This is a genomic window from Nonomuraea sp. NPDC049637 (assembly GCF_040675235.1).
GTDB lineage: Bacteria > Actinomycetota > Actinomycetes > Streptosporangiales > Streptosporangiaceae > Nonomuraea.
Window position 1 is genome coordinate 92055 of the sequence record NZ_JBFAOM010000031.1, and the last position, 20389, is coordinate 112443.

The 20389-nt window shown below is 74.2% G+C and carries 14 protein-coding genes and 1 pseudogene; 11 read left to right on the forward strand and 4 right to left on the reverse strand.

The window, feature by feature from the left end:
- Positions 1–21 precede the first annotated feature (21 nt).
- The 4 genes from AB0J71_RS34000 to AB0J71_RS34015 all read left to right on the forward strand — a co-directional run bounded on the left by AB0J71_RS34000 (position 22) and on the right by AB0J71_RS34015 (position 3610).
- A complete protein-coding gene (locus tag AB0J71_RS34000) occupies positions 22–1281 on the forward strand; it encodes a serine hydrolase domain-containing protein (RefSeq protein ID WP_364417991.1) in 1260 nt (419 codons plus the stop codon).
- Positions 1282–1468: 187 nt separating this feature from the next.
- On the forward strand, positions 1469–2698 hold the full coding sequence (locus AB0J71_RS34005) for a serine hydrolase domain-containing protein (RefSeq protein WP_364417993.1): 1230 nt from the start codon (positions 1469–1471) through the stop codon (positions 2696–2698).
- A gap of 101 nt (positions 2699–2799) precedes the next feature.
- The gene (locus AB0J71_RS34010; RefSeq protein ID WP_364417995.1) at positions 2800–3261 is read left to right on the forward strand and encodes a hypothetical protein; all 462 of its coding nucleotides are present in this window, start codon (positions 2800–2802) and stop codon (positions 3259–3261) included.
- Between the two features lie 103 nt (positions 3262–3364).
- The gene (locus tag AB0J71_RS34015) at positions 3365–3610 is read left to right on the forward strand and encodes a hypothetical protein (protein WP_352327256.1); all 246 of its coding nucleotides are present in this window, start codon (positions 3365–3367) and stop codon (positions 3608–3610) included.
- Positions 3611–3738: 128 nt separating this feature from the next.
- On the opposite strand, the gene AB0J71_RS34020 is transcribed toward AB0J71_RS34015, so the two are convergent.
- Positions 3739–6762, reverse strand: coding sequence for a BTAD domain-containing putative transcriptional regulator (locus AB0J71_RS34020; RefSeq protein ID WP_364417997.1), 3024 nt, complete (start codon positions 6760–6762; stop codon positions 3739–3741).
- Between the two features lie 199 nt (positions 6763–6961).
- Here AB0J71_RS34020 and AB0J71_RS34025 point away from each other — a divergent pair, with 199 nt between their 5' ends.
- Positions 6962–9721 carry an AAA family ATPase gene (locus AB0J71_RS34025; RefSeq protein WP_364417999.1) on the forward strand — a complete coding sequence of 920 codons (2760 nt, stop codon included), beginning with the start codon at positions 6962–6964 and terminating at the stop codon, positions 9719–9721.
- 4 nt (positions 9722–9725) lie between these two features.
- Here the strand turns inward: AB0J71_RS34025 and AB0J71_RS34030 are convergent, their stop codons facing one another.
- From AB0J71_RS34030 to AB0J71_RS34040, 3 genes are all read right to left on the reverse strand, one after another.
- Positions 9726–10238 (reverse strand): hypothetical protein, encoded by a 513-nt coding sequence (locus AB0J71_RS34030; RefSeq protein WP_364418001.1) that lies wholly within the window; start codon positions 10236–10238, stop codon positions 9726–9728.
- 39 nt (positions 10239–10277) lie between these two features.
- Complete coding sequence (locus tag AB0J71_RS34035; protein ID WP_364418003.1) at positions 10278–11747, reverse strand: cytosine permease; 1470 nt, start codon at positions 11745–11747, stop codon at positions 10278–10280.
- A gap of 180 nt (positions 11748–11927) precedes the next feature.
- On the reverse strand, positions 11928–13088 hold the full coding sequence (locus tag AB0J71_RS34040) for a helix-turn-helix domain-containing protein (protein ID WP_364418005.1): 1161 nt from the start codon (positions 13086–13088) through the stop codon (positions 11928–11930).
- A 236-nt stretch (positions 13089–13324) separates the two neighbouring features.
- Between AB0J71_RS34040 and AB0J71_RS34045 the strand changes: the two genes are divergently transcribed.
- The 6 genes and pseudogenes from AB0J71_RS34045 (at position 13325) to AB0J71_RS34070 (ending at position 20192) form a co-directional block, all read left to right on the forward strand.
- Positions 13325–14158: an alpha/beta hydrolase gene (locus tag AB0J71_RS34045; RefSeq protein WP_364418007.1), complete on the forward strand. Its 834-nt coding sequence runs from the start codon at positions 13325–13327 to the stop codon at positions 14156–14158.
- Between the two features lie 25 nt (positions 14159–14183).
- Complete coding sequence (locus AB0J71_RS34050) at positions 14184–15044, forward strand: VOC family protein (RefSeq protein WP_364418009.1); 861 nt, start codon at positions 14184–14186, stop codon at positions 15042–15044.
- A gap of 27 nt (positions 15045–15071) precedes the next feature.
- A complete protein-coding gene (locus tag AB0J71_RS34055) occupies positions 15072–16841 on the forward strand; it encodes an FAD-dependent monooxygenase (RefSeq protein WP_364418011.1) in 1770 nt (589 codons plus the stop codon).
- Positions 16842–16847: 6 nt separating this feature from the next.
- The gene (locus tag AB0J71_RS34060) at positions 16848–18404 is read left to right on the forward strand and encodes an FAD-dependent monooxygenase (RefSeq protein WP_364418013.1); all 1557 of its coding nucleotides are present in this window, start codon (positions 16848–16850) and stop codon (positions 18402–18404) included.
- Between the two features lie 62 nt (positions 18405–18466).
- Positions 18467–19309 (forward strand): annotated as a pseudogene (locus AB0J71_RS34065) (CoA-binding protein); the annotation flags it as partial.
- Between the two features lie 643 nt (positions 19310–19952).
- On the forward strand, positions 19953–20192 hold the full coding sequence (locus AB0J71_RS34070; protein ID WP_352323366.1) for a hypothetical protein: 240 nt from the start codon (positions 19953–19955) through the stop codon (positions 20190–20192).
- The last annotated feature ends 197 nt before the right edge of the window (positions 20193–20389 follow it).

Below are 20389 nucleotides of genomic sequence, written 5' to 3' on the forward strand. Positions count from 1 at the left end.
CGTTCGGATCATGCTTACGCCATGAACATCCGGACGCTTGGAAAGAACGCCTCGGCCATCGCCCTGACCGCCGGGATGGTGCTGGCGGCCGGCCCGGCGCAGGCCGCCCCCGCGCGGGAGACCGGGCTCGACCGGCAGGCGCTGCGGCAGTCGCTGGACGCCGTGCACGAGGCCGGCATGTACGGCATCTACTCGACCGTCCGCGACGGCGAGCGCAGCTGGCGGGGCGCCTCCGGCGTGGCCGACGTCGCCACGAGGCGCCCCGTACGCCCGGACATGCTGCACCGGGTCGGCAGCATCACCAAGACGTTCACCGCGGTGGCCCTGCTCCAGCAGGTGGCCCGCGGCGCCGTCGAGCTGGACGCCCCCATCGCCCGCTACCTGCCCGACGTGGTGCCGGGCGAGCGCGGCCAGAAGATCACCGTGCGGATGTTGCTCAACCACACGAGCCACATCGCCGACCACGTGGGCCCGGCCTTCCCCTCGCTGCTCCAGGGCACGTTCGAGAGCCTCGACGACAACCGTTTCCGCACCTTCTCCCGCCGGGAGCTGGTCGAGCTGGGCCTGGCCGCCACGCCCACCGGCGAGCCGGGCGCCACGCCGGGGATCTACTCCAACACCAACTACCTGATCGCCGGCCTGCTCCTGGAGAAGGTGACGGGCGAGAACGCCGAGCGGTACATCACCCGCAACGTCATCCGCAAGGCGGGCCTGCGGCACACGTCCTTCCCGCGCACGCCGGTCATCCCCGGACCGCACTCCAAGGCGTACGAGTCGATGTTCGGCTTCATCGACCCGCCCAAGGACTACAGCGTCTACAACATGTCGTGGATCAGCACGGCGGGCGCCGTCGTGTCCACGATGGAGGACCTCAACCAGTTCTACCGGGTGCTGCTGCGCGGCGGGCTGATCGGCCCGGCCGAGCTGGCCGAGATGCAGAAGACCGTGCCCGTGGCCGGCGTGTCGGGGGCCTACGGCCTCGGCATCTACGCCACCGACCTGCCGTGCGGACGGTTCTGGGGGCACAGCGGCGGGGTCTTCGGCATGGCCACCGACTCCTACACCAGCCCGGACGGCGTCCGCCAGCTCTCCATGGGCGTCAACCGCACGAAGTACCAGAGCCTGGACGAGAACGGCATCATCGAGATCAGCCCGATCGACTACGCCACCGTCGACCATCTCCTGCTGGGGCTCTGCGGCCAGAGCGCGGCGCGCACGAAGGCCCCGCAGCCGCAGATCGTCCCGTTCGCCGTGGACCGGCTGGTCTCCGTCAAGCGCTGACGTCACGCGTGCCCGAGGCGAGGCGCGGCCTGGGCACGTCGTCGCCGACGGCCCGGAGCGGGCGTGTCAGCGGCGGCGTCAGTGCGGTGACGGTCCGGTGTCAGGGCGCTTCGCGAAGGTTGACCCATGGCCGCCGGACCGGACAACGGTCCGGCGGAACGACCACCGCGACAAAGGAGACACCATCATGGCGATCGGCGGGAACGGCTTCTCCGAGCAGGGGCTGCGCAGGCTGCGCGAGGTGCTGGCCCGGCACGTCGACTCGGGCCGGATCCCGGGCCTGGTCGCCCTGGTGAGCCGCGGCGAGGAGACGCACGTCGAGGCGATGGGCACGATGCGGCACGACGGCGGCGCGCCCATGCGCCGCGACACCGTCTTCCGGATGGCCTCCACGTCCAAGCCCGTCTCGATCGCGGCGGCCATGGTGCTGCTGGACGAGTGCCGGCTGCGGCTGGACGACGTGATCGACCCGTGGCTGCCCGAGCTGGCCGACCGGCGCGTGCTGACCAGCCCCGGCGCGCCGCTGGACGACACCGTCCCGGCCCACCGGCCGATAACCGTGCGGGACGTGCTGACCTCCACCTTCGGGCTCGGCATGGACTTCACCGCGCTGGGCAAGCCGATCATGAACGCGATCTTCGAGCGGGGCCTCACCCCGAACCTGCCGGTCGAGATGCCCGAGCCGGACGAGTGGCTGCGCCGCCTGGGCGAGCTGCCGCTGATGTACCAGCCGGGCGAGCAGTGGCAGTACCACATCAGCAGCGACCTGGTCGGCGTGCTCGTCTCCCGGGTCACCGGCCGGCCGTTCGAGGAGTTCCTGCGCGAGCGCGTCCTGGAACCGCTCGGCATGACCGACACCGGCTTCCACGTGCCCGCCGACCAGATCGACCGGCTGCCCGCCCTGTACGCCCCCGACCCGGCCACCGGCGAGTTCCTCGTCTGGGACGAGCCTGAGGGCGGGCGGTGGAGCAAGCCGCCGGCGTTCCAGGGAGGCGGCGGCGGCCTGGTCTCCACCGCCGACGACTACCACGCCTACTTCCGGATGTTGCTCAACGGCGGCACCCACCGGGGCACCCGCATCCTGTCCCGGCCCGCCGTCGAGCTGATGACCACCAACCGGCTCACTCCGCGGCAGAACGACGCCCGTACCGCCCTGGCCAGGAACAACGTGCACGTCTCCTTCGGCCAGGGACAGCAGGGCGGCTGGGGCATGGGCATGGCGGTGCGCACCTACCGCGGCGACTACGCCCCGGTCGGCCAGTTCGGCTGGGACGGCGGCAGCGGCACCTCGGCCTACGCCGACCCGGTCAACGGGCTCACCGGCGTCCTGCTCTGCCAGCTCGGCTACTCCGTCCCCAACCCGGCCCACCTGATGAACGACTTCTGGACCACCCTCTACCAGGCCCTCGACGACTGACGCGGGCCACGCTGACCGGCGGTGCAAGCGCGGGGCCAGCCCCGCGCAACAGCGGTCCTCTTTGCTGAGGCTGTCCGACGTCAGTCTCACAAGGGGGACCAATGACCAGATCAGTGATCGGAACCGGCAAAGCGGCCGGGGCGGCCGCCGCCGCGAGTGCTCTGCTGCTCGCGGTGGCGTCGCCGGCGCACGCCGCGACCGACCTCCAGCTCGGCTGTCACACGTACGGCAGCAAGGCGCTCCGGTACGAGCTCGACGCGACCGCCACCTTCGAGAACCTGCCGGGCGGGGGCCGCGCCTGGCACAAGCTGACCTTCCGCGTCGACCACGGCGGGTCCACGACTGTGGTGAAGATGCGGATCAGGGACGGCTACCGGAACGCCTGGGCCTTCGAGCGCGCTGTCGAACCAGGAACGACCTACACCGCGCTGCCGCTGGTCGACGGCGGACGGCCGCTCGTCACGAGCACCGACCGCAAGGACGACCAGGTCGTGTTCGCGGCGTTCTTCGCCACCGCCCAGGACCCGGACCCCCGCTGCATCACCCGCTCGGCGCCGATGTAGCCGTCCCGCCATGGGGGCAGCAGCGGTGCAACATTCCGGCAACCGGAGCCGCGTAGCCCTGGTCGCGAGAACGACGGGACGGAACGTCGAAGGAGGCGCCGACGTGGCATCGCTGCACACCCCCGATACACCGCCTGCCCCCGGACGGGCGGCACCGCGAACGCCCGGCGAGGAGCTGCCGCCGGAGCCGGACGAGGGTGCGCCGCGAGGGCCCGGCGAGGAGGTGCCCGGAGCCGGTGGGGAAGTGCCGGGGAACGGCGGGGAGGCGCCCGACGGCGGGGGACCGGCGGAGGTCAGGCCGCCCGGCCGCCGGTTCCTCGCCGCCGGCTCCGTGGCGGCGCCGGCGTGACCCGGCTCGCCTCAGCCCGCGGCCGCCGAACGAACGTGACGTCCGTCTGACGTCGTTCCGTGGCCTGAACGAGCGTGACGTGTCCTGTCGTCGTCTCGCGGCGTGAACGAGCATGACGTGTCCTGTCGTCATCTGGCGGTCGCCTCGGCGGCGGCCAGGGCCGCGGTCACCGTGTCCGCGACGGTGCGGCGGCGGCCGGCGGTGTGGCGGGCCTGGTAGCCGTCGGCCCCCAGTGCCGCACGCAGGCCGCTCTCCAGCGCGGCGAGGTCGGCCGCCTCGCACGGCGGCACGGGCGCCGAGATCGTCTCGCGGATCCCCGCGGCGCCGCCGAGCAGTTCGGCCGCGGCGGCGTGGGAGCCGTCCAGGTGCAGGGTGCGGGCGATGGCCTCCACCACGCTCGACGACCGGCACAGGTCGCCCAGGCGGTGCTGGACGTCGAGCGCGCGGCCCAGCCGCCGGGCCGCGGCCCCGAGATCCGCCCCGGACGCCCCGGACGCCCCGGACGCCCCGGACGGCCCGGCGCCGGTCAGGTCGGCCAGGGCCAGCAGGTTGTCGGCCCAGCCGAGCCCTTCGGGGAAGCCGACGTCCTCGAAGAGCGCCAGGGCCTCCAGCAGCAGGTCGCGCGCGCGTGCGGGGGCGCCGTCGTACAGGTCGCAGGCGGCCAGATCGAGCAGCGTCCAGCCGATGCGTTCCTTGTCGCCCAGCCGGACGAACGCGTCGTGCGCCTCCCGCGCCCGCGCCCGCGCCTCGGTGAAGCGCCCGGCCAGCCACGAGGCCAGGGCGAGCATCTCGACCTGGAACGCCTCCCCCCAGACGTCCCTGGCGGTCCGGTACTCCTGCCGTGCCTGCTCGTGGGTCCGCAGGGCGCGGTCGAAGTCGCCGGTCTCGCGGGCGATCTCGCCCAGCATGCTCAGCGCCCGCGCCACGCCGGCCGCGTCGCCGAGCCGCCGGTACGCGGCCAGGGCGCGTTCGGCGTACCCGGTGGCGGGGGCGTAGTCGCACTCGTAGGCGGTCAGCGTCGCGACGCCGCCCAGCGCCTTGGCCACGTACGGCTCCGCGGCGGCCCCGGCGTGCCGCAACGCGGTCTCCAGCCAGTGGCGGCCTTCGGAGTAGTGGCCGCGCAGGTAGCAGTAGCGCCAGACGGCCCCCGCGATGCGCAGCGCCACCTCGTCGGCGGCGCCGAAGGTGCAGGCGGCGCGCAGGTTGTCGTGCTCGGCGGCGACGCGGTCCAGCGCCGCGCCGAGCCCCGGCCCCTTCAGCTCGCCCTCCGCCTTCTCGGCGAAGGCCAGGTAGTGCTCGGCGTGCCGCCGCGCGATCAGGTCGCGCCGCTGCGGGGTCAGCTTCCCGGCGGCGAACTGGCGGATCGTCTGCGACATGCGGTACCGGGCGCCGGACGGCGTGGGCTCGACGGTCACCAGGGACTTGTCGACGAGCCGTCCCAGCAGGTCGAGAACGTCGTGCTCGGCCGAGACGGCGGCGGCCGCCGTCAGGTCGCAACCGCCGGGGAACACCGACAGGGCGCCCAGCAGCTCGCGCTCGCCGTCGTCGAGCAGGGCGTAGCTCCAGTCGATGACGGCCCGCATCGTCCGGTGCTGCGGTGGCGAGGTGCGCGGGCCGCCGGTCAGCAACGTGAAGTGGTCGTGCAGCCGCTCGGCGATCTGGGGCAGCGTCAGCACCCTGGCCCGGGCCGCGGCCAGCTCCAGGGCCAGCGGAAGTCCGTCCAGGTCGGCGCAGATCAGTGACAGTGCGGCCCGCTGGTCGTCGTCCAGGCCGGTGAGGGGGCCGAGCCCGGCGCGTTCCAGGAACAGCTCGGCCGACGGCGGCGCGCCCAGCGGCGGCACCCGCCACACCAGCTCGCCTCCCACACGCAACGTCTCCCTGCTGGTGGCCAGGATGTGCACCGACGGGCAGCTCGTGAGCAGCTCGTGCGCGACGGCGGCGCAGGCGTCGGCCAGGTGCTCGCAGTTGTCGAGCACGAGCAGCACGCGCCGCGTCCCCAGATGCTCGGCGAGTGCCCGCAGCGTGGAGTGGCCGCCCGTGGTGTGCACGCCGAGCAGGTCGGCGACGGCCGGCGCCACCAGCTCGGGGTCCTCGACCTGGGCCAGTTCCACGAAGTGCACTCCGTCGAAGCCCGCGCCCGCGCCCGCGGCCATGCCCGCGGCCATGCCCGCGGCCATAGCCATGGCCAGGCGGGTCTTGCCGACGCCGCCCATGCCGGTCAGCGTCACCAGGCGGTGGCCCTCGACGAGGGGACGCAGCTCGGCCAGGTCCGCCGCACGCCCGACGAGCCGGGTGATCGGGGCCGGGACGCCGGTGCGCACGCCCGCCGGAGCCGCCGGCGCGGCCGTCACCTGCCGCACGACCGGCGCGACGCCCGGGGGCAACAGGTCCTCGGCGGTGAGCCGGCGGCGCAGCACGTTCGCCTCGATCCCGCGCAGCGCCGGGCCGGGATCGACGCCGAGCTCCTCGTCGAGCACCCGGCGGGCCCGCTGGAAGGTGGCCAGGGCGTCGCCCTGCCGTCCCGACAGGGCATGAGCGATCATGAGCAGCTCCCACAGGTGCTCGCGCAGCGGATGCTCCACGACCAGGTGCTCCAGCTGTTCGGCGGCGGCCCGGTGCAGCCCGAGGCGCAGCCGCGCGGTCAGGACGTCCTCCGTCGCCGACAGCCGCATCTCCCTGAGCCGCTCGATCTCCCCGTGCGCCCAGCCGTGCACCTGGCAGTCGGCGAGCACGTCGCCCCGCCACAACTCCAGCGCGCCCGCAAGCACGCCGGCCGCCCGGTCCGAGACCTCCTCCGCCAGCAGGCCACGGCCGAGCAGCACCTCGGACTCGAAGACGGCGGCGTCGACCTCGCCGGGCACGAGCGCCAGCCGGTAGCCGGGCGCGCGGGTCTCCAGGACCTCGGGCAGACCGGCCTCGCGCAGCCTGCGGCGCAGGTGGGAGATGTAGGTGTGCAGCGTGCGCACGGCCTCCGCCGGCGGCTGCTCGCCGTACAGGCCGTCCACCAGGCGTTCCACCGACACCACCCGGCCGGGTGTGAACGCCAGCAGGCCCAGCACCGCGCGCAGGCGGGATCGCGGCAGGCCGGTACGCCGGTGACCGGCGACGAGCTCGACGGGTCCGAGTACGGCGACGCGGATGTTTGCGGCCACCGGGCGCTACCTCCGGGCAGGGGGCTGACATCGTCGACGACGAGTAAAGGCGCCGGGGTCCGTCACGTCCTCAGGGAAACCCCTGAACCCGCGCGACATTTTCCCCGAGGATCATGCTTTGTTACGCTCCACGAGCCGTGACGGAACGATGCCCCCACCGTCCCGGCCGCGCCGAGGGGCGGTTCCACGGCAGGTGAACATGGGCGAACGCCTCCTCGGAAGAGACGCCGAGCTGGACTCGCTGCGCGCATGGCTCGGCCTCCCGCACGCCGGCCCCCGCATGCTCATGATCAGTGGCGCGGCAGGCATGGGCAAGACGTCGTTGTGGACGGCCGCCCTGTCCACCGTCAGGGCCGGCGCGGGCCGGGTGCTCGCCTGCCGCCCGGGGGAGACGGAGACCGGGCTGATCTACTCCGGCCTCGGCGACCTGCTCGACGGGCAGCAGGACTCCCCGGCGGTCCGCGCGCTGCCCGAGCCGCTGCGTGACGCGCTCGGCGTGGCGCTGCTCTGGCAGCGGCCCGGCCACACGCCGCCGGACCAGCGGGCGGTCGCGCTGGCCGTGCTGCACCTGTTCAGACGGTACGCCGACGAGGGGCCGCTGATCATCGGCGTGGACGACCTGCAATGGCTGGACCCGTCCACCGAGGCGGTGCTCGGCTTCGCGCTGCGCCGGCTGGAACAGCCCGCCGGCGTGCTGGCCACGCTGCGCACCGGCACCGGCACGGGCACCGGCGACCTGTCCCGGCCCCCGCTCGCCCACGCCGTGCCTCCCGACCGGGTGGAACGGCGCGAGCTCGGCCCCCTGGACGCCGACACCATCGGCGCCCTGCTCACCGCCCGGTACGGCCGGCCGCCGCGGCCCGCTCTGCTGCGGGTCGTCCACGAGGCCGGCGGCGGCAACCCGCTGTTCGCGCTGGAGCTGGCCAGAACCCTGGACGACCGGCCCGACCCGGATGCGCAGCTGCCCGTCCCGGAGAGCCTGCGGCACCTGTTACGCACCGTCATGGACGGCCTGTCGGAGGCGGCGGCCGAGGTGGCGCTGATGCTCGCCTCCGCCGCGCGCGCCCGCGCCGGGCTGCTGGACGGCCTGCCCGCGGGGCACGAGGGCCTGGCCGAGCTGGTCGCCAGGCACGTCGTCGTCACCGGCGGTCCGGTCCCGCGCTTCGCCAACCCCCTGTACGGCGCCGCCGTCCTGGAGTCGGCCGGAGCCGCGAGGCGGCGCGAGATGCACGCCAGGCTCGCCCGCACGGCGGCCGGGCCGGAGGAGCGGGCCAGGCACCTGGCGTTGGCCGCGACGGGTCCCGACGCGGTCGCCGCCGACGCCCTGCACGAGGCGGCGCGGGTGGCGGTGGCCCGCGGGGCGCCGTACACGGCGGGGGAGCTGGCCGAATGGGCCGCCCGGCTCACCCCGCCCGAGCAGGACGACCTGGCCACCAGGCGGCGGATCGAGGCCGCGGCGAACCTGCTGACCAGCGGCGGCGCGTCCCGGGCCCGCGCGCTGCTGGAGGACGTCGTGGAGCGGTGCCCGTCCGGGCCGGTCAAGGCCGAGGTGCTGTTCCTGCTCAACCGGGCGATCTTCTGCGAGGGGGACTACGCCGGCGCGCTCGTCCCCAACCAGCAGGCCAGGCTGGAGGCGGGGGAGTCGGTCGAGCTGCTCGTGCCGATCCTGGCCGACCTCGCGTACTCGCGCATGCATGTCGGCCACCTGGCCGGGGCCGCCGGGCACGCCCGCGAGCTGCTGGCCGTGGCCACCCGCACCGGGGACGCCGCCCTGCACGACGAGGCCACCATCGCCACGATCACCATCGAGTTCATGCGCACCGCCAGGCCGCCCGCCGCGGTGCCCGAGCCGTCCTACGACAACCCGCTGGACCGCTCCCCGTTCGCCGCGCTGCACGTGGCCGGCTACCTGTACCGCTCGCTCGGCGACCTGCCGGCGGCACGGGCGGCGCTCGACACCGTCCGCACGGCGGCGGTGGCGGCCGGCGTCGAGGCCTACATCCCGTCCGCGCTCATGTGGGCCACGGAGGTGGAGTGCCTGGCGGGCGACCTCGACGCCGCCGCCGAACGCGCCGCGCTCGCCCGCCGCGCCGGGCAGGAGACCGGGACGCCGTCCACGTCCGCCCTGTTCACCGAGGCGCTGGTGCTGGCCCACCGGCGCGAGCTGGACCGGGCGCGGCCGATCGCCGAGGAGGGCCTGACCGTGGCGTTGCGGTCCGGCATGGGCACGGGCGCGCTGTGCCTGCGGGCCCTGCTCGGCTTCGTCGAACTGGCGGCGGGCGACCCGGCCGAGGCGGCACGGCACCTGGAGCACATGGAGCAGGCGGCCACGGCCCTCGGAGCGGCGCTCGAAGTGGTGTGCCCGACCGCGGTGTCCGACCACGTGGAGGCGCTGGCGGCGCTCGGCCGTCTCGACCGGGCCGCCGAGCTGGCCGAGCGGGCCGCCAGGTCGGCGCGGCTGATCGGCCGGCCGCTGGCCAGGGGCGTGGCGGGCCGGGCCCGTGGCCTCCTGCTCGTGGCCACGGGCTCGCCCAAACGGGCCGCCGAGGAGCTGCGCGCCGCCTGCGCGGAGTTCACCGCCGCAGGCATGCCGTTCGAGCTCGGCCGCACGCTGCTGGCGCTGGCCCAGGCGCAGACACGGCTGCGGCAGCGGGCCGCGGCCAGGCAGAGCGCCGAGCGGGCCGCCGCCGTCTTCGCCGGGATCGGCGCGGACGGCTGGGCCGCGGCGGCGGCGCAGCCCGTCCGCCCGGCCGAGCCGTACGGGCTGACGCCGTCGGAGGGGCGGGTGGCCCTGCTCGCGGCGCGCGGCCGGTCCAACCGGGAGATCGCCGAGGAGCTGGTGATCGATGTGAAGACCGTGGAGACGCACCTGTCCAGCGCCTACCGCAAGCTGGGCGTGCGCGGCCGGACGCAGCTCGCGGTCCGGTTCGGCGACGACGCGGGCACGGGCCGCGCCTGACCGCTCACCTGTGCCGGGCCGCGGCGGTCAGCTCGCGCAGCCGGGCCAGGAACGCCTGCCCGGCCGGCCCGGTGTCGAGCGGCAGCAGGTACGAGCTCGCGTCCGACGACCCGAACCACCGCGCCTGCACGTCCACCCCGGTGGCCCGCCCGTACAGGGCGGGGTCGGCGACGTGCAGCGACACGTCCGCCAGCCTGGCGCCCAGCCGCACCTGCGTGCCCCCGTCGGTGACGGTGGCGATCACGATCACGCCCGGCGTGACGACGGCGGCCGTGGTGAACGGCCCGCTCTCCAGCCCGGCCGCCCTGAACGCGCCGAACAGCCCGTTGAGCAGGCCACGCCGCCCGCGGCCCGGCGGCGGGACGGGGACGCTGCGGGTCTCGCAGCAGATGTCGGCCGTCTCCGCCAGGTCGCCGAGCAGCTGCTGCCCGGCGTATTCCGTGACCGCGGCCCGCAGCCGGTCGTCCAGGTCGCTCACCGGGCACAGCCGGGTCGCTCGGGTGTGGTCGAGGCTCATGACGCTCTCCTGATGAGGTCGGGCGGGGACGGGTGTTCTTCAGCGGCCGGCGGCGGGCCACAGGTACGCCTGCCGCCAGTCGGGGATCGGCTCGCCGGCCCGGTGCCCAGTGCCGAGCAGCAGGTAGACGCAGGCCGCGACCAGCGCGGACAGCAGGAAGCCGACGTCCAGGCCGCCGGTCACGACGACCAGCGGGCCGGTGTAGAGCGGGCTGTCGGCGTCCAGGAGGCCGACGGCGGCCCCCGCCAGCCAGGCGGCGCAGGCCCGCGGGTTCCAGCCGCCGGCGTACCAGTAGCGGCCGCCCGACAGGCTCTTGTTGTGCACCTGCAGGTCCCGCACGTCGTACACCCGTCCGCAGCGCAGGTGCCCGATCAGCGCGATGACCGCCCACGGCGTGGCCAGCACGGTCAGCACCACGACGAACCCGGTCACGGCCTGCTCCACCCCCACCGTGGAACGGCCGGCGAACACCAGCCCGACGGTGATCGCCGTCGCCACCGCCGCGCCCGCCGTCCTGGACGTGCGGGGGAACAGGCCGTGCAGCTCCAGCCCCATGTTGTACAGCGGCACGCCCGCCGCGCCCAGGCACCCGGCCACGGCCGCGAAGAGCAGCAGCGGCACGTACCAGGCCGGCGCCGCCCGTACCAGGCTCTCCAGGTACGCGCTCTCCGCCCGCGTCGAGATCGCCACGAAGGCGCCGAACAACGTGGGCGCCAGCAGCCCGCAGAACAGCCCGGCGGCCGACGACCACACCACGCTCGCCGCGCTGTGCCGTCTGGGCGACAGGTAACGCGTGTAGTCGCCGATGATCGTGGCGTAGGCGACCGGGCCGCTGATCCCGGCCGTGACCAGGGCGAGGATCCACGCCGATGCGCCGTCCGGCCGACCGGCGGCGGCCGCGGACCAGGACGGGTCGAAGCCCGGCGCGTACGCGACCACTCCGGCGGCCAGCACCAGCGCCATCGGCGCCACCAGCAGCGCGCTGATGCGGGAGATCAGCTCGAACCCGCCGACGGCCAGCGCCGCCACCAGCACCGCGATGCCCGCGTAGGCCGCCGCGCGCGCCGCCTCGCCCGGCCCGGCGCCCGGCACGGAGTCCGGCACGGCGTCGCTCAACCGGGCGAGGACGGCCACGACGGCCTCGCCGCCCGTCCAGATCGCCACCGCCGTGTATCCCAGGGACAGCAGCAGCCCGATCAGCGAGCCCACCAGCCGGCCGCGCACGCCGAAATGCGCGCCCGCGGCCACCGTGTTGCTCGTCCCGGCCCGGAACCCCAGCAGCGCCAGCGGCGCCGCCACCATCAGGCCGAGCGCGGTGCCCGCCACGGCGGCCGCGACGATCTGCCACCAGCTCAGGCCGTAGGTGACGGGCAGCCAGCCGAACACCGTCGCGCTGAGCGACAGGTTCGACCCCACGAGCACCCACGTCACGCTCGCGGGGCGGGCGGTGCGGCGATGCTCGGGCATGGCGGAGACGCCGTGCCGTTCGATCACCCTGCGCTGTTCCATGGCGGCCGTCCCTTCCGATCGCGGTCGGAAGCCACGATCGGCGGCGGCGGTTGCGCGCCGGTCGACGCCGGGCTTGCCGGTGGGGGCAAGCGGGCGGCAACATCCCGGCAGGACGGCAACACGACGGCGAGGCCCGCCCGCCTCGCCTGCCGGAGCGCTTCCACCGCGCGGCCATGGGGCTCACTCGTGCGGCCACAGCCCGGCCAGGCGGGCGATGCGGAGACCGGCGTGCAGTTCCAGGCGGATCGACCCGTCGGTGATGTCGCAGCCGATGACCTCCCGGATGCGGTCGAGGCGGTAGTAGAGCGTGCTGCGGTGGATGCGCAGCCGCCGTGCCGCGCTCTGGATCTCGCCGCCGCTGTCGAGGTAGCCCTCCAGCGTCGCCGCGAGCTCGACGCCGTGCGGCGCGTCCAGCAGGCGCCGCACTCCGTCGGGGAACTGGCTCGGCGTCAGCCGGTCGAGCGGCAGCTGCAGGAGCAGGCGGTCGAGGCCGAGGTCGTCCCAGAAGACGCGCTTGCCGTACCGCTGCGGATCGAGGCGCGAGGCGCGGTGGGCGAGCCGGGCCTCGTGGTAGGAGTCGACCGCCTCCGCCAGCGACGGCTTCACGCTGCCCACGCCCGCCACGACCGCCTCCAGGCCGGGACCGGCGAGCGCGCGTTCGAGCCTGTCGTGATTCACCGGACGCGGGAAGAGAACGATTCCCTCCGCCCCGAGAACGGCGCCGACGATTTTCACCGTCGTCGATCTCGTGGTGAATTCCAGAGTCGCCTCGACGGCCAGCCGGGTAATGGATCTGGGCGCCGATGCCGGGGCCCGGAGAACGAGCACGGAATAATGCTCGACATCGTCGATGAGATTGTCCCGGACGAGTTTCCCGGCCGCCTTCGCGCGCTTCTCCGGCGATTCTCCGAGCAATTCCGCGAGCAGCTGCCGCGAATTCTCGGTGCCGTGCCGCCGATCGGAGATGCGCAGCGACAGCAGCGCGCCCATTTCCGGCGCGGCGGATTCCAGCACCGCGAGGTCGTCGGCGCGCGGCGCCTCCCGGTCCTCGACGTAATAGACGTAGCCGAGCAGTTGCTGCTCATGACGCAGCGGCAGCACGACCAGCTCGCCGTCGTCCTGGGGGACCCGTACGCCGTGCCTGGCCTGGCGCAGCCGGTGCTCCTCCACCAGCGGCTTCGTCAGCGGGGCGGTCGAGCCGGCGAGCAGCCGGGCCAGCCGGGCGAGCCGCGCGTCGGTGTCGTGGACGCTGAACGCCGCGGTCCTCAGGTCGCGATCGACCACCACGAGCGCCACGCCCAGGCGATCGGCCAGATCTTGCACGGCGTCATCAAGGCTCACCGGGGTTGCTCCTGTCCTGCGACACAGCGTCGGATCGGCGCCGACAACTAACGACAGATCGTACGAAGCGCATCAACGTGGTGTCCGTCTACGGTGGTGCGACAGCGCACAAGTTAGCAATGCGAGGGGTGCGAGTGGCAAGCCCGCCGTCGCCCCGCGGGCCGATCACAGCCGTCCGCCCGATCAGCAGATCATGCCGGGCAATGCCCGTACAGCACGGGAAGGAACCCATTCCAGTGACCGAGCGCACCGTCGAGACCAACGGCTATTCCACATTTTTTCTGGAAAGCGGCGACGACGACCGCGAGACCGTGATCCTGTTGCACGGCGGCGGCCCCGGCGCCAACGCGGTGTCGAACTGGAGCGGCTTCGTGCCCGCCCTCAGCGACGACTACCACGTGCTGGCTCCCGACCTCGTCGGCTACGGCCGCACCGACCATCCCGAGGACATGCCGGGCAGCCTGACCGGCTGGATGCGCCTGCGGGTCGAGCAGGTGCTCGCCCTGATGGACGCCCGCGGCGTCGAGCGGGCGCACCTGGTCGGCAACTCGATGGGCGGCGCCCTGGCCATGCACCTGGTGATGACGGCGCCGCAGCGCTTCGACCGGATCTCCCTGATGGGCAGCGCGGGCGGGCACTCGCAGCCGACGCCCGAGGTCATGCGGATGGTGTCCTTCTACAAGGACCCGACGATCAGCGCGCTGGAGAACCTCACCAAGTGGTTCGTCCACGACGAGGACGCGCTCGGCACGTCGATCTCGGAGATCACCGAGACGCGTTACCAGGAGGTCATGCGGCCCGAGGTGCGGCGTTCCTTCGAGCGCTTCTTCTCCTCCTCGCCCGCCGAGATGGCCGTGCCGCCGTCGGCGCTGCGCCGGATGCCGCACCCGTTCCTCATCGTGCACGGCCGCGAGGACCGGTTCGTCACCCCCGACTCCAGCGTCTTCCTGCAGCAGCACCTGCCCAACGCGCAGCTGCACATCTTCCCGCACTGCGGCCACTGGGTGCAGATCGAGCGCGCCGCCGAGTACGCGGCGCTGCTGCGGGGCTTCCTCACCGACGCGTTCTGACCCCGTACGACAGGAGACATCAGGCATGGACATCAAGCAGCTCGGCTACCTCGGCCTGTCCGCGCGCGAGCCGGACGCCTTCACCGCCTACGCCACGGACATCCTCGGCATGCAGCGGGTCGCGGGGGAGGACGGCGTCACCCACTTCCGCATCGACGACGTTCACCACCGCATCACCGTCGAGGCCGGCGAGCAGGACGGCGGCGCCTACTACGGCTGGGAGGTCGCCGACGCCGGCGCGCTGAGCGCCGCGCTCGACGAGCTGAGCGACCACGGCGTCCTGGCCCGTCAGGCGACCCAGCGCGAGCTGGAGATCCGCCGCGTGGCCGGCATGGCACACTTCCTCGACCCGGCGGGCAACCGGGTGGAGCTGTTCCACGGGGCCTCGGCGGGCGAGGGGCAGTTCACCTCGGCGCGGGACATCGAGCGGTTCGTCACGGGCGACCTCGGCCTCGGCCACGTGGTGCTGGCCAGCCCGGACGTGGCGGCCCAGCAGCGGTTCTACACCGACGTCCTGGGCTTCAAGATCAGCGACACGATGCGCAGGCCGTTCCAGGCCACGTTCCTGCACACGAACCCGCGCCACCACAGCATCGCCTTCGTGGACGGCCCGTTCTTCGGCATCCACCAGCCGTTCCTGCACCACTTCATGCTGGAGGTGCCCGACATGGACCAGGTCGGGCGCACCTACGACCTGGTGCTCGACCGCGACGTCCCGGTCACCATGACGCTCGGCCGGCACAGCAACGACCAGATGTTCTCCTTCTACGCCGAGTCCCCGGTGGGCGTGCACACCGAGTTCGGCAGCGGCGGCGTGCTCATCGACGACGCGACCTGGCAGGTCACCGAGATCCCCGGCCCCGACCTCTGGGGCCACCGGCACTGACGTCCCTCCCTTCCAGGAGCCATTGACATGGAAACCCTCACCCCCGTCGTGGAGACGGACGTGCTGATCGTCGGCGCCGGCCCGGCGGGCGCCACCGCCGCGGCGCTGCTGTCGACGTACGGCATCGCCAACGTGGTGCTCAACAAGTACGCCGGGGTCTCGAACACGCCTCGCGCGCACATCACCAACCAGCGCGGCGTCGAGGTGCTGCGCGACCTCGGGCTGGAGGGCGAGGTGACCAGGAACGCCACCCCGCAGCACCTGATGGGCGAGCACGTGTACGCCACCAGCCTCGCCGGCCAGGAGCTCGGCCGCCTGCGCACGTGGTACACCCACCCGCACTTCAAGGCCGAGCACGACCTGGCCAGCCCGTGCTCGGTGTGCGACCTGCCGCAGCACGTGCTGGAGCCCATCCTGGTCAACGCCGCCGCCGCGCGCGGGTCGTCGGTGCGCTTCAACACCGAGCTGCTGACGTTCACGCAGGACGACGACGGCGTGACCGCCCTGGTCAAGGACCGGCTGACCGGGCAGCAGTACGGCATCCGCAGCAAGTACCTGATCGGCGCGGACGGCGGCAACTCGACCGTCGCCGCGCAGGCGAGCCTGCCGCTGGTCGGCAAGATGGGGCTCGGCGGCTCGATCAACGTGGTGTTCGAGGCGGACCTCACCCGCTTCGTCGAACACCGGCCGGGTGACATGTACTGGTTCGTCCAGCCGGGCGTCGGCCACGACGGCAACGGCATCGGCGTGCTGCGCATGGTGCGCCCGTGGACCAAGTGGGTCGGCGTGTGGGGCTACGACGTCAATGCCGGGCATCCCTCGCTCACCGAGGAGGACGGCGTCCGCATCGCCCACCAGCTGATCGGCGACGACCAGGTGCCGGTGACGGTCGAGTCGATCTCCACCTGGGCGGTCAACGACGTCTACGCCACCGACAACATGGCGGGCCGGGTCATCTGCGTCGGCGACGCCGTGCACCGGCACTCGCCCATGAACGGCCTCGGTTCCAACACCTCCATCCAGGACAGCTACAACCTGTGCTGGAAGCTCGCCATGGTGGTGCGCGGCGAGGCCGCCCCGGCGCTGCTCGACAGCTACCGGGACGAGCGGCTGCCGGTCGCCAGGCAGATCGTCCAGCGCGCCAAGCGCAGTGACGGGCTGATGCCGCAGCTCTTCATGGCGCTGCGCCTGCCGCCCGCCTCCGGCGCCGCGGAACTGCGCGACGCCCTCGACGCCCTGCTGTCGCTGACGGCCGAGGGCGGCGAGCGGCGGCAGGCGTTCGACGCCGCGATGCAGGCCACGATCATGTGCTTCAACACGCACGGCGTCGAGACCAACCAGCACTACACGTCCGGCGCGATCGTGCCCGACGGCACGCCCGAGCAGCCCGCGCCGCGGGACGAGGAGGTCTACTACTTCGCCTCCACCCGTCCGGGACGCCACCTGCCGCACGTGTGGCTGACCAGGGACCAGCAGCGCGTCTCCACCTTCGACCTGTGCGGCCGGGGCAGGTTCACCCTGCTCACCGGCGTCGGCGGCGCGGCCTGGCGGGAGGCGGCCGAGCGCGTCTCCGCGCGGCTGGGCGTGCCCGTCCGGGTGCGCTCGATCGGCCGCGGCTGCGACTACGAGGACAGCTACGGCGACTACCGCGCCCTGTCCGAGGTCGGGGAGGACGGGGTGCTCCTGGTCCGTCCCGACCACATGGTGGCCTGGCGGTCCGCGTCGATGGCGGACGATCCGGAGGCGGCGCTGAGCGCCGTGCTCGGCCGGATCCTCGGCCTGGCGACCAAGGAGTAGCGGGCCATGCGCATCGCGGTGGCCGGCGGCGGGCCCGGCGGGTTGTTCTTCGCCGCGCTGATCCGGCAGGCGGACCCGTCGTCGGAGGTGACCGTCTTCGAGCGCAACCGCGCCGACGACACCTTCGGCTTCGGGGTGGTCTTCTCCGACCGGACCCTGGAGGCGATCCACGAGGCGGACCCCGTGCTGCGCGCGGCCCTGGCCGAGCACGGCAGGCACTGGGACGACATCGAGGTCCGGCTGAAGGGCGAGCGCATCAGGTGCGGCGGCAACGGCATGGCCGCGGTCGTCCGGCGCACGCTCCTGCTGCTCCTGCAGGAACGGGCCCGCGCGGTCGGGGCGGACCTGCGGTTCTCCACCGAGGTGACGCTCGCCGACCTGGCCGGCTACGACCTGGTGGTGGCCGCAGACGGGGCCTCCTCGCGCATCCGCGAGGAGCTCGGCCCCGGCCTCGGCTCGCAGGTGGAGACCGCCGCGGCCAAGTTCGTCTGGTTCGGCACCGACCACCTCTTCGACGGGCTCACCTTCGTCCACGAACGCGGCCCCGACGGCGTCTTCGCGGTGCACGGGTATCCGATCTCCGACACCATGTCGACGTTCATCGTGGAGACCGACGAGGCGTCCTGGCGGCGGGCCGGCCTCGACGCGTTCGACGAGAGCCTGCCGCCCGGGGAGAGCGACCTGCGCTCGAAGGCGTACCTGGAGACGTTGTTCGCCGAGCACATCGCGGGCGGCCGGCTGCTCACCAACAACTCCCGCTGGGCCAGTTTCCGCACCCGCCGCACCCGCCACTGGCACACGACGGCCCCGCGGCCCGTCGTGCTGCTCGGCGACGCCGCGCACACCGCGCACTTCTCCGTGGGCTCGGGCACCAAGATGGCCATGGAGGACGCCGTCGCGCTCGCGCGGGCGCTGGCCGGGCACCCCGGCGACCTGGCGGCCGCGCTCGCCGGCTACGAGCGGGCCGCCCAGCCGCCGGTCCGGCACATCCAGGACTCGGCGCGGCCCAGCCTGGCCTGGTGGGAGAGCTTCGGCAGCTACCACGACGCTCTCGAGCCGTGGCAGTTCGCCTACCACTTCCTGTCCCGCAGCATCTCCGACGCGCGCCTGGCCAGACGCGCGCCGCGGTTCGTCGCCGCGGCCCACCGCCGGTGGCTCGACCGGCACGGCGCCGCGCCCCTGGAGACGGGCTTCGAGGCCGCCGGGTGGTCGGCGTCCGGGCGGCTGCTCGACGTCCTGCCCGGCGCGGACGGCGCTCCCGCCGCCGTCCGGGGGAGGAACGACCTGCCGCTCTCCGCGACGCCGCTGCCCGGCGCGTGGGGCGCGCTGCTGGAGGCGCCGGACGACGAGGACGGGCTGCCCGACCTGTCCGGGCTCGCCGCGGCCGGCGCGACCCTGGTCGCCGTGCACGGCGGCACGGCCCTGGCCCGTACCCGGCTGTGCGAGGAGGCACGGATGCGCGCGGGACTGCCCGCACTGCTGATCGAACGCGAGCCCGACCGCGACCGGGCGCTGACCACAGTGCTCTCCGGCCGCGCCGACCTGGTCGGAGTGCTCTCATGAACGGCCTGGGACCCGGTCGGAGCGCGCACGTGGACGGCCGCGGACCAGGCGGCAGTGCCCCCATGGGCGATCTTGGCCCGTTGTTCGGTCCGCGGGGTGTCGCGGTCGTCGGCGCGTCCCGGGACCCGGGCAAGCTGGGCGCCGCCATGGCCCGTTCGCTGTCCGGTTTCGGGGGGTTCCTGGCGCTGGTGAACGCGCGCGACGACACCATGCACCCGTCCGTCGGCGCCGCCGCCGCGGCCGGGCCCGTCGATCTCGCGGTGCTCTGCGTGCCCGCCGCGGCCTGCGCCGGCGTGCTCGCCGAGGCGGCGCAGGCGGGCGTGCGGGCCGCCGTCGTGTGCGGCGGCGGGTTCGCCGAGGCGGGCGGCGCCGGGATCGAGCACCAGCGACGGCTCGCCGCCCTGGCCCGGGACTCGGGCCTGCGCCTCCTCGGCCCCAACACCAGCGGCTTCCTCGCCCCGCACGCGCGGCTGACCGCCAGCTTCGTCCCCGGCGCCCACCGGGTGCGGCCGGGCGCCGTGGCCGTCGTGGCCGCCAGCGGCGGCGTCAACCACGCCCTGGCGTTCGCGCTGACCGAGGCCGGGCACGGCGTCAGCCTCGCCGTCGGCCTCGGGAACGCGGCCGGCGTCACCGCCCCCGACGTCCTCGACCACCTCGCCGGCGACCCCCGCACCGCCGCCGTCGCGCTGCACGTGGAGTCGGTGGCGGACGGCCCACGGCTGGTCGAGAGCGTGCGCCGCCTCACCGCGACCCGGCCGGTCGTCGCCCTGGTCGTCGGCCGCCACGACGTCGGGGCCTTCGCCGCCTCGCACACGGGGGCGCTGGCGACCTCCTGGCGCACCACGCGCGCCGCGCTGGCCCAGGCGGGGGCGGTCCTCGTGGACGACGAACGCGAACTCGTCGACGCCGTCGGCGCGCTGGCGGTGACGCGGGCCCGCCCGTGCGCCGACCCGGGGGTGGGGATCGTGACCGCCCAGGCGGGTCCTGGCCTGCTGCTCCTGGACGACCTGCGCGGACGCGGGATCCGGGTGCCCGAGCTCGCTCCCGGCACCAGGGAGACCCTGGCCGGGCTGCTGCCGCCGCTGACCTTCCAGCGCAACCCGGTCGACACCGGCCGTCCGGGGCCCGAGCTCGGGGCGGTGCTCGCCGCCACCGGCGCCGATCCTGGCGTCGACGTCATCGCGGGGTACGTGCTGCACGAACCGGACGCGGTGGACGTCGTCGCCGCCGTCGCCGAAGGCCTGACTGCGGGCGTCCCCGTCGTCCTCGGGCTGGCGGGCACCGGCGACGACGTCGTCCGCGACCGCATGGCCCTGCGCGGGTCGGGCGTGCCCGTGGCCGCCGACGCCCGCGGCGTCGCCGCCGCCACCGCCGCGCTGCTGGCCGACGCCCGCGCGCGCCCGGCCCGCCCGGCCGCCTCGACCCTCTGGCGGGCGCCGGCCGTCCCGCCCGGCCGGTACGACGAGCACACCGGCAAGGCACTGCTCGGACGGCTGGGCCTGGCGACCATGCCCCCTTCCCGCCGTGAGCCAGGTCGCCGCCGTGGCCATGCCGGACCCCGTGCTCGGGGAGCGCGTGTGCGTGTACGTCGTGCCGCGGGCCGGGGCGACGGTCACGCTGGAGGAGATCCGGGCGCGCATGGAGAGCGCGGAGGTCGCCCGCTTCAAGCTGCCCGAACGGCTCGTCGTCGTCGAGGAGCTCGCCTGGACCAAGGTCGGGAAGATCGACAAGAAGGCCCTCAGGACCGACATCGCCGACCGCCTCAAGGCCGAGCTCGCCGGGGGGTGACGGAGCCGGCCGCCGCTCCGGCGCGTACGGTCGGCGAGCTTTCCTGCTCGGTGCGTGCTCGTCCGCCGCGTAGCGCCATGTCAGGCCCGGCGCGGCGGCTCCACGGGCTTTTGGCGTGCCCGAAATCCCGATGAATACGGGCTTGTGGTGGATTATGGCGCTCGGGAAGGATGCTGGGAGGCGGACGGTGATCCCGT

What these genes read in the sequence shown, in the direction of transcription:
- AB0J71_RS34050 (WP_364418009.1), top strand. Translation starts at nt 14,184, where the DNA reads ATGGACATCAAGCAGCTCGGCTACCTCGGCCTGTCCGCGCGCGAGCCG.
- AB0J71_RS34005 (WP_364417993.1), top strand. Translation starts at nt 1,469, where the DNA reads ATGGCGATCGGCGGGAACGGCTTCTCCGAGCAGGGGCTGCGCAGGCTG.
- AB0J71_RS34055 (WP_364418011.1), top strand. Translation starts at nt 15,072, where the DNA reads ATGGAAACCCTCACCCCCGTCGTGGAGACGGACGTGCTGATCGTCGGC.
- AB0J71_RS34060 (WP_364418013.1), top strand. Translation starts at nt 16,848, where the DNA reads ATGCGCATCGCGGTGGCCGGCGGCGGGCCCGGCGGGTTGTTCTTCGCC.
- AB0J71_RS34010 (WP_364417995.1), top strand. Translation starts at nt 2,800, where the DNA reads ATGACCAGATCAGTGATCGGAACCGGCAAAGCGGCCGGGGCGGCCGCC.
- AB0J71_RS34025 (WP_364417999.1), top strand. Translation starts at nt 6,962, where the DNA reads ATGGGCGAACGCCTCCTCGGAAGAGACGCCGAGCTGGACTCGCTGCGC.
- AB0J71_RS34070 (WP_352323366.1), top strand. Translation starts at nt 19,953, where the DNA reads ATGCCGGACCCCGTGCTCGGGGAGCGCGTGTGCGTGTACGTCGTGCCG.
- AB0J71_RS34030 (WP_364418001.1), bottom strand. Translation starts at nt 10,238, where the DNA reads ATGAGCCTCGACCACACCCGAGCGACCCGGCTGTGCCCGGTGAGCGAC.
- AB0J71_RS34000 (WP_364417991.1), top strand. Translation starts at nt 22, where the DNA reads ATGAACATCCGGACGCTTGGAAAGAACGCCTCGGCCATCGCCCTGACC.
- AB0J71_RS34035 (WP_364418003.1), bottom strand. Translation starts at nt 11,747, where the DNA reads ATGGAACAGCGCAGGGTGATCGAACGGCACGGCGTCTCCGCCATGCCC.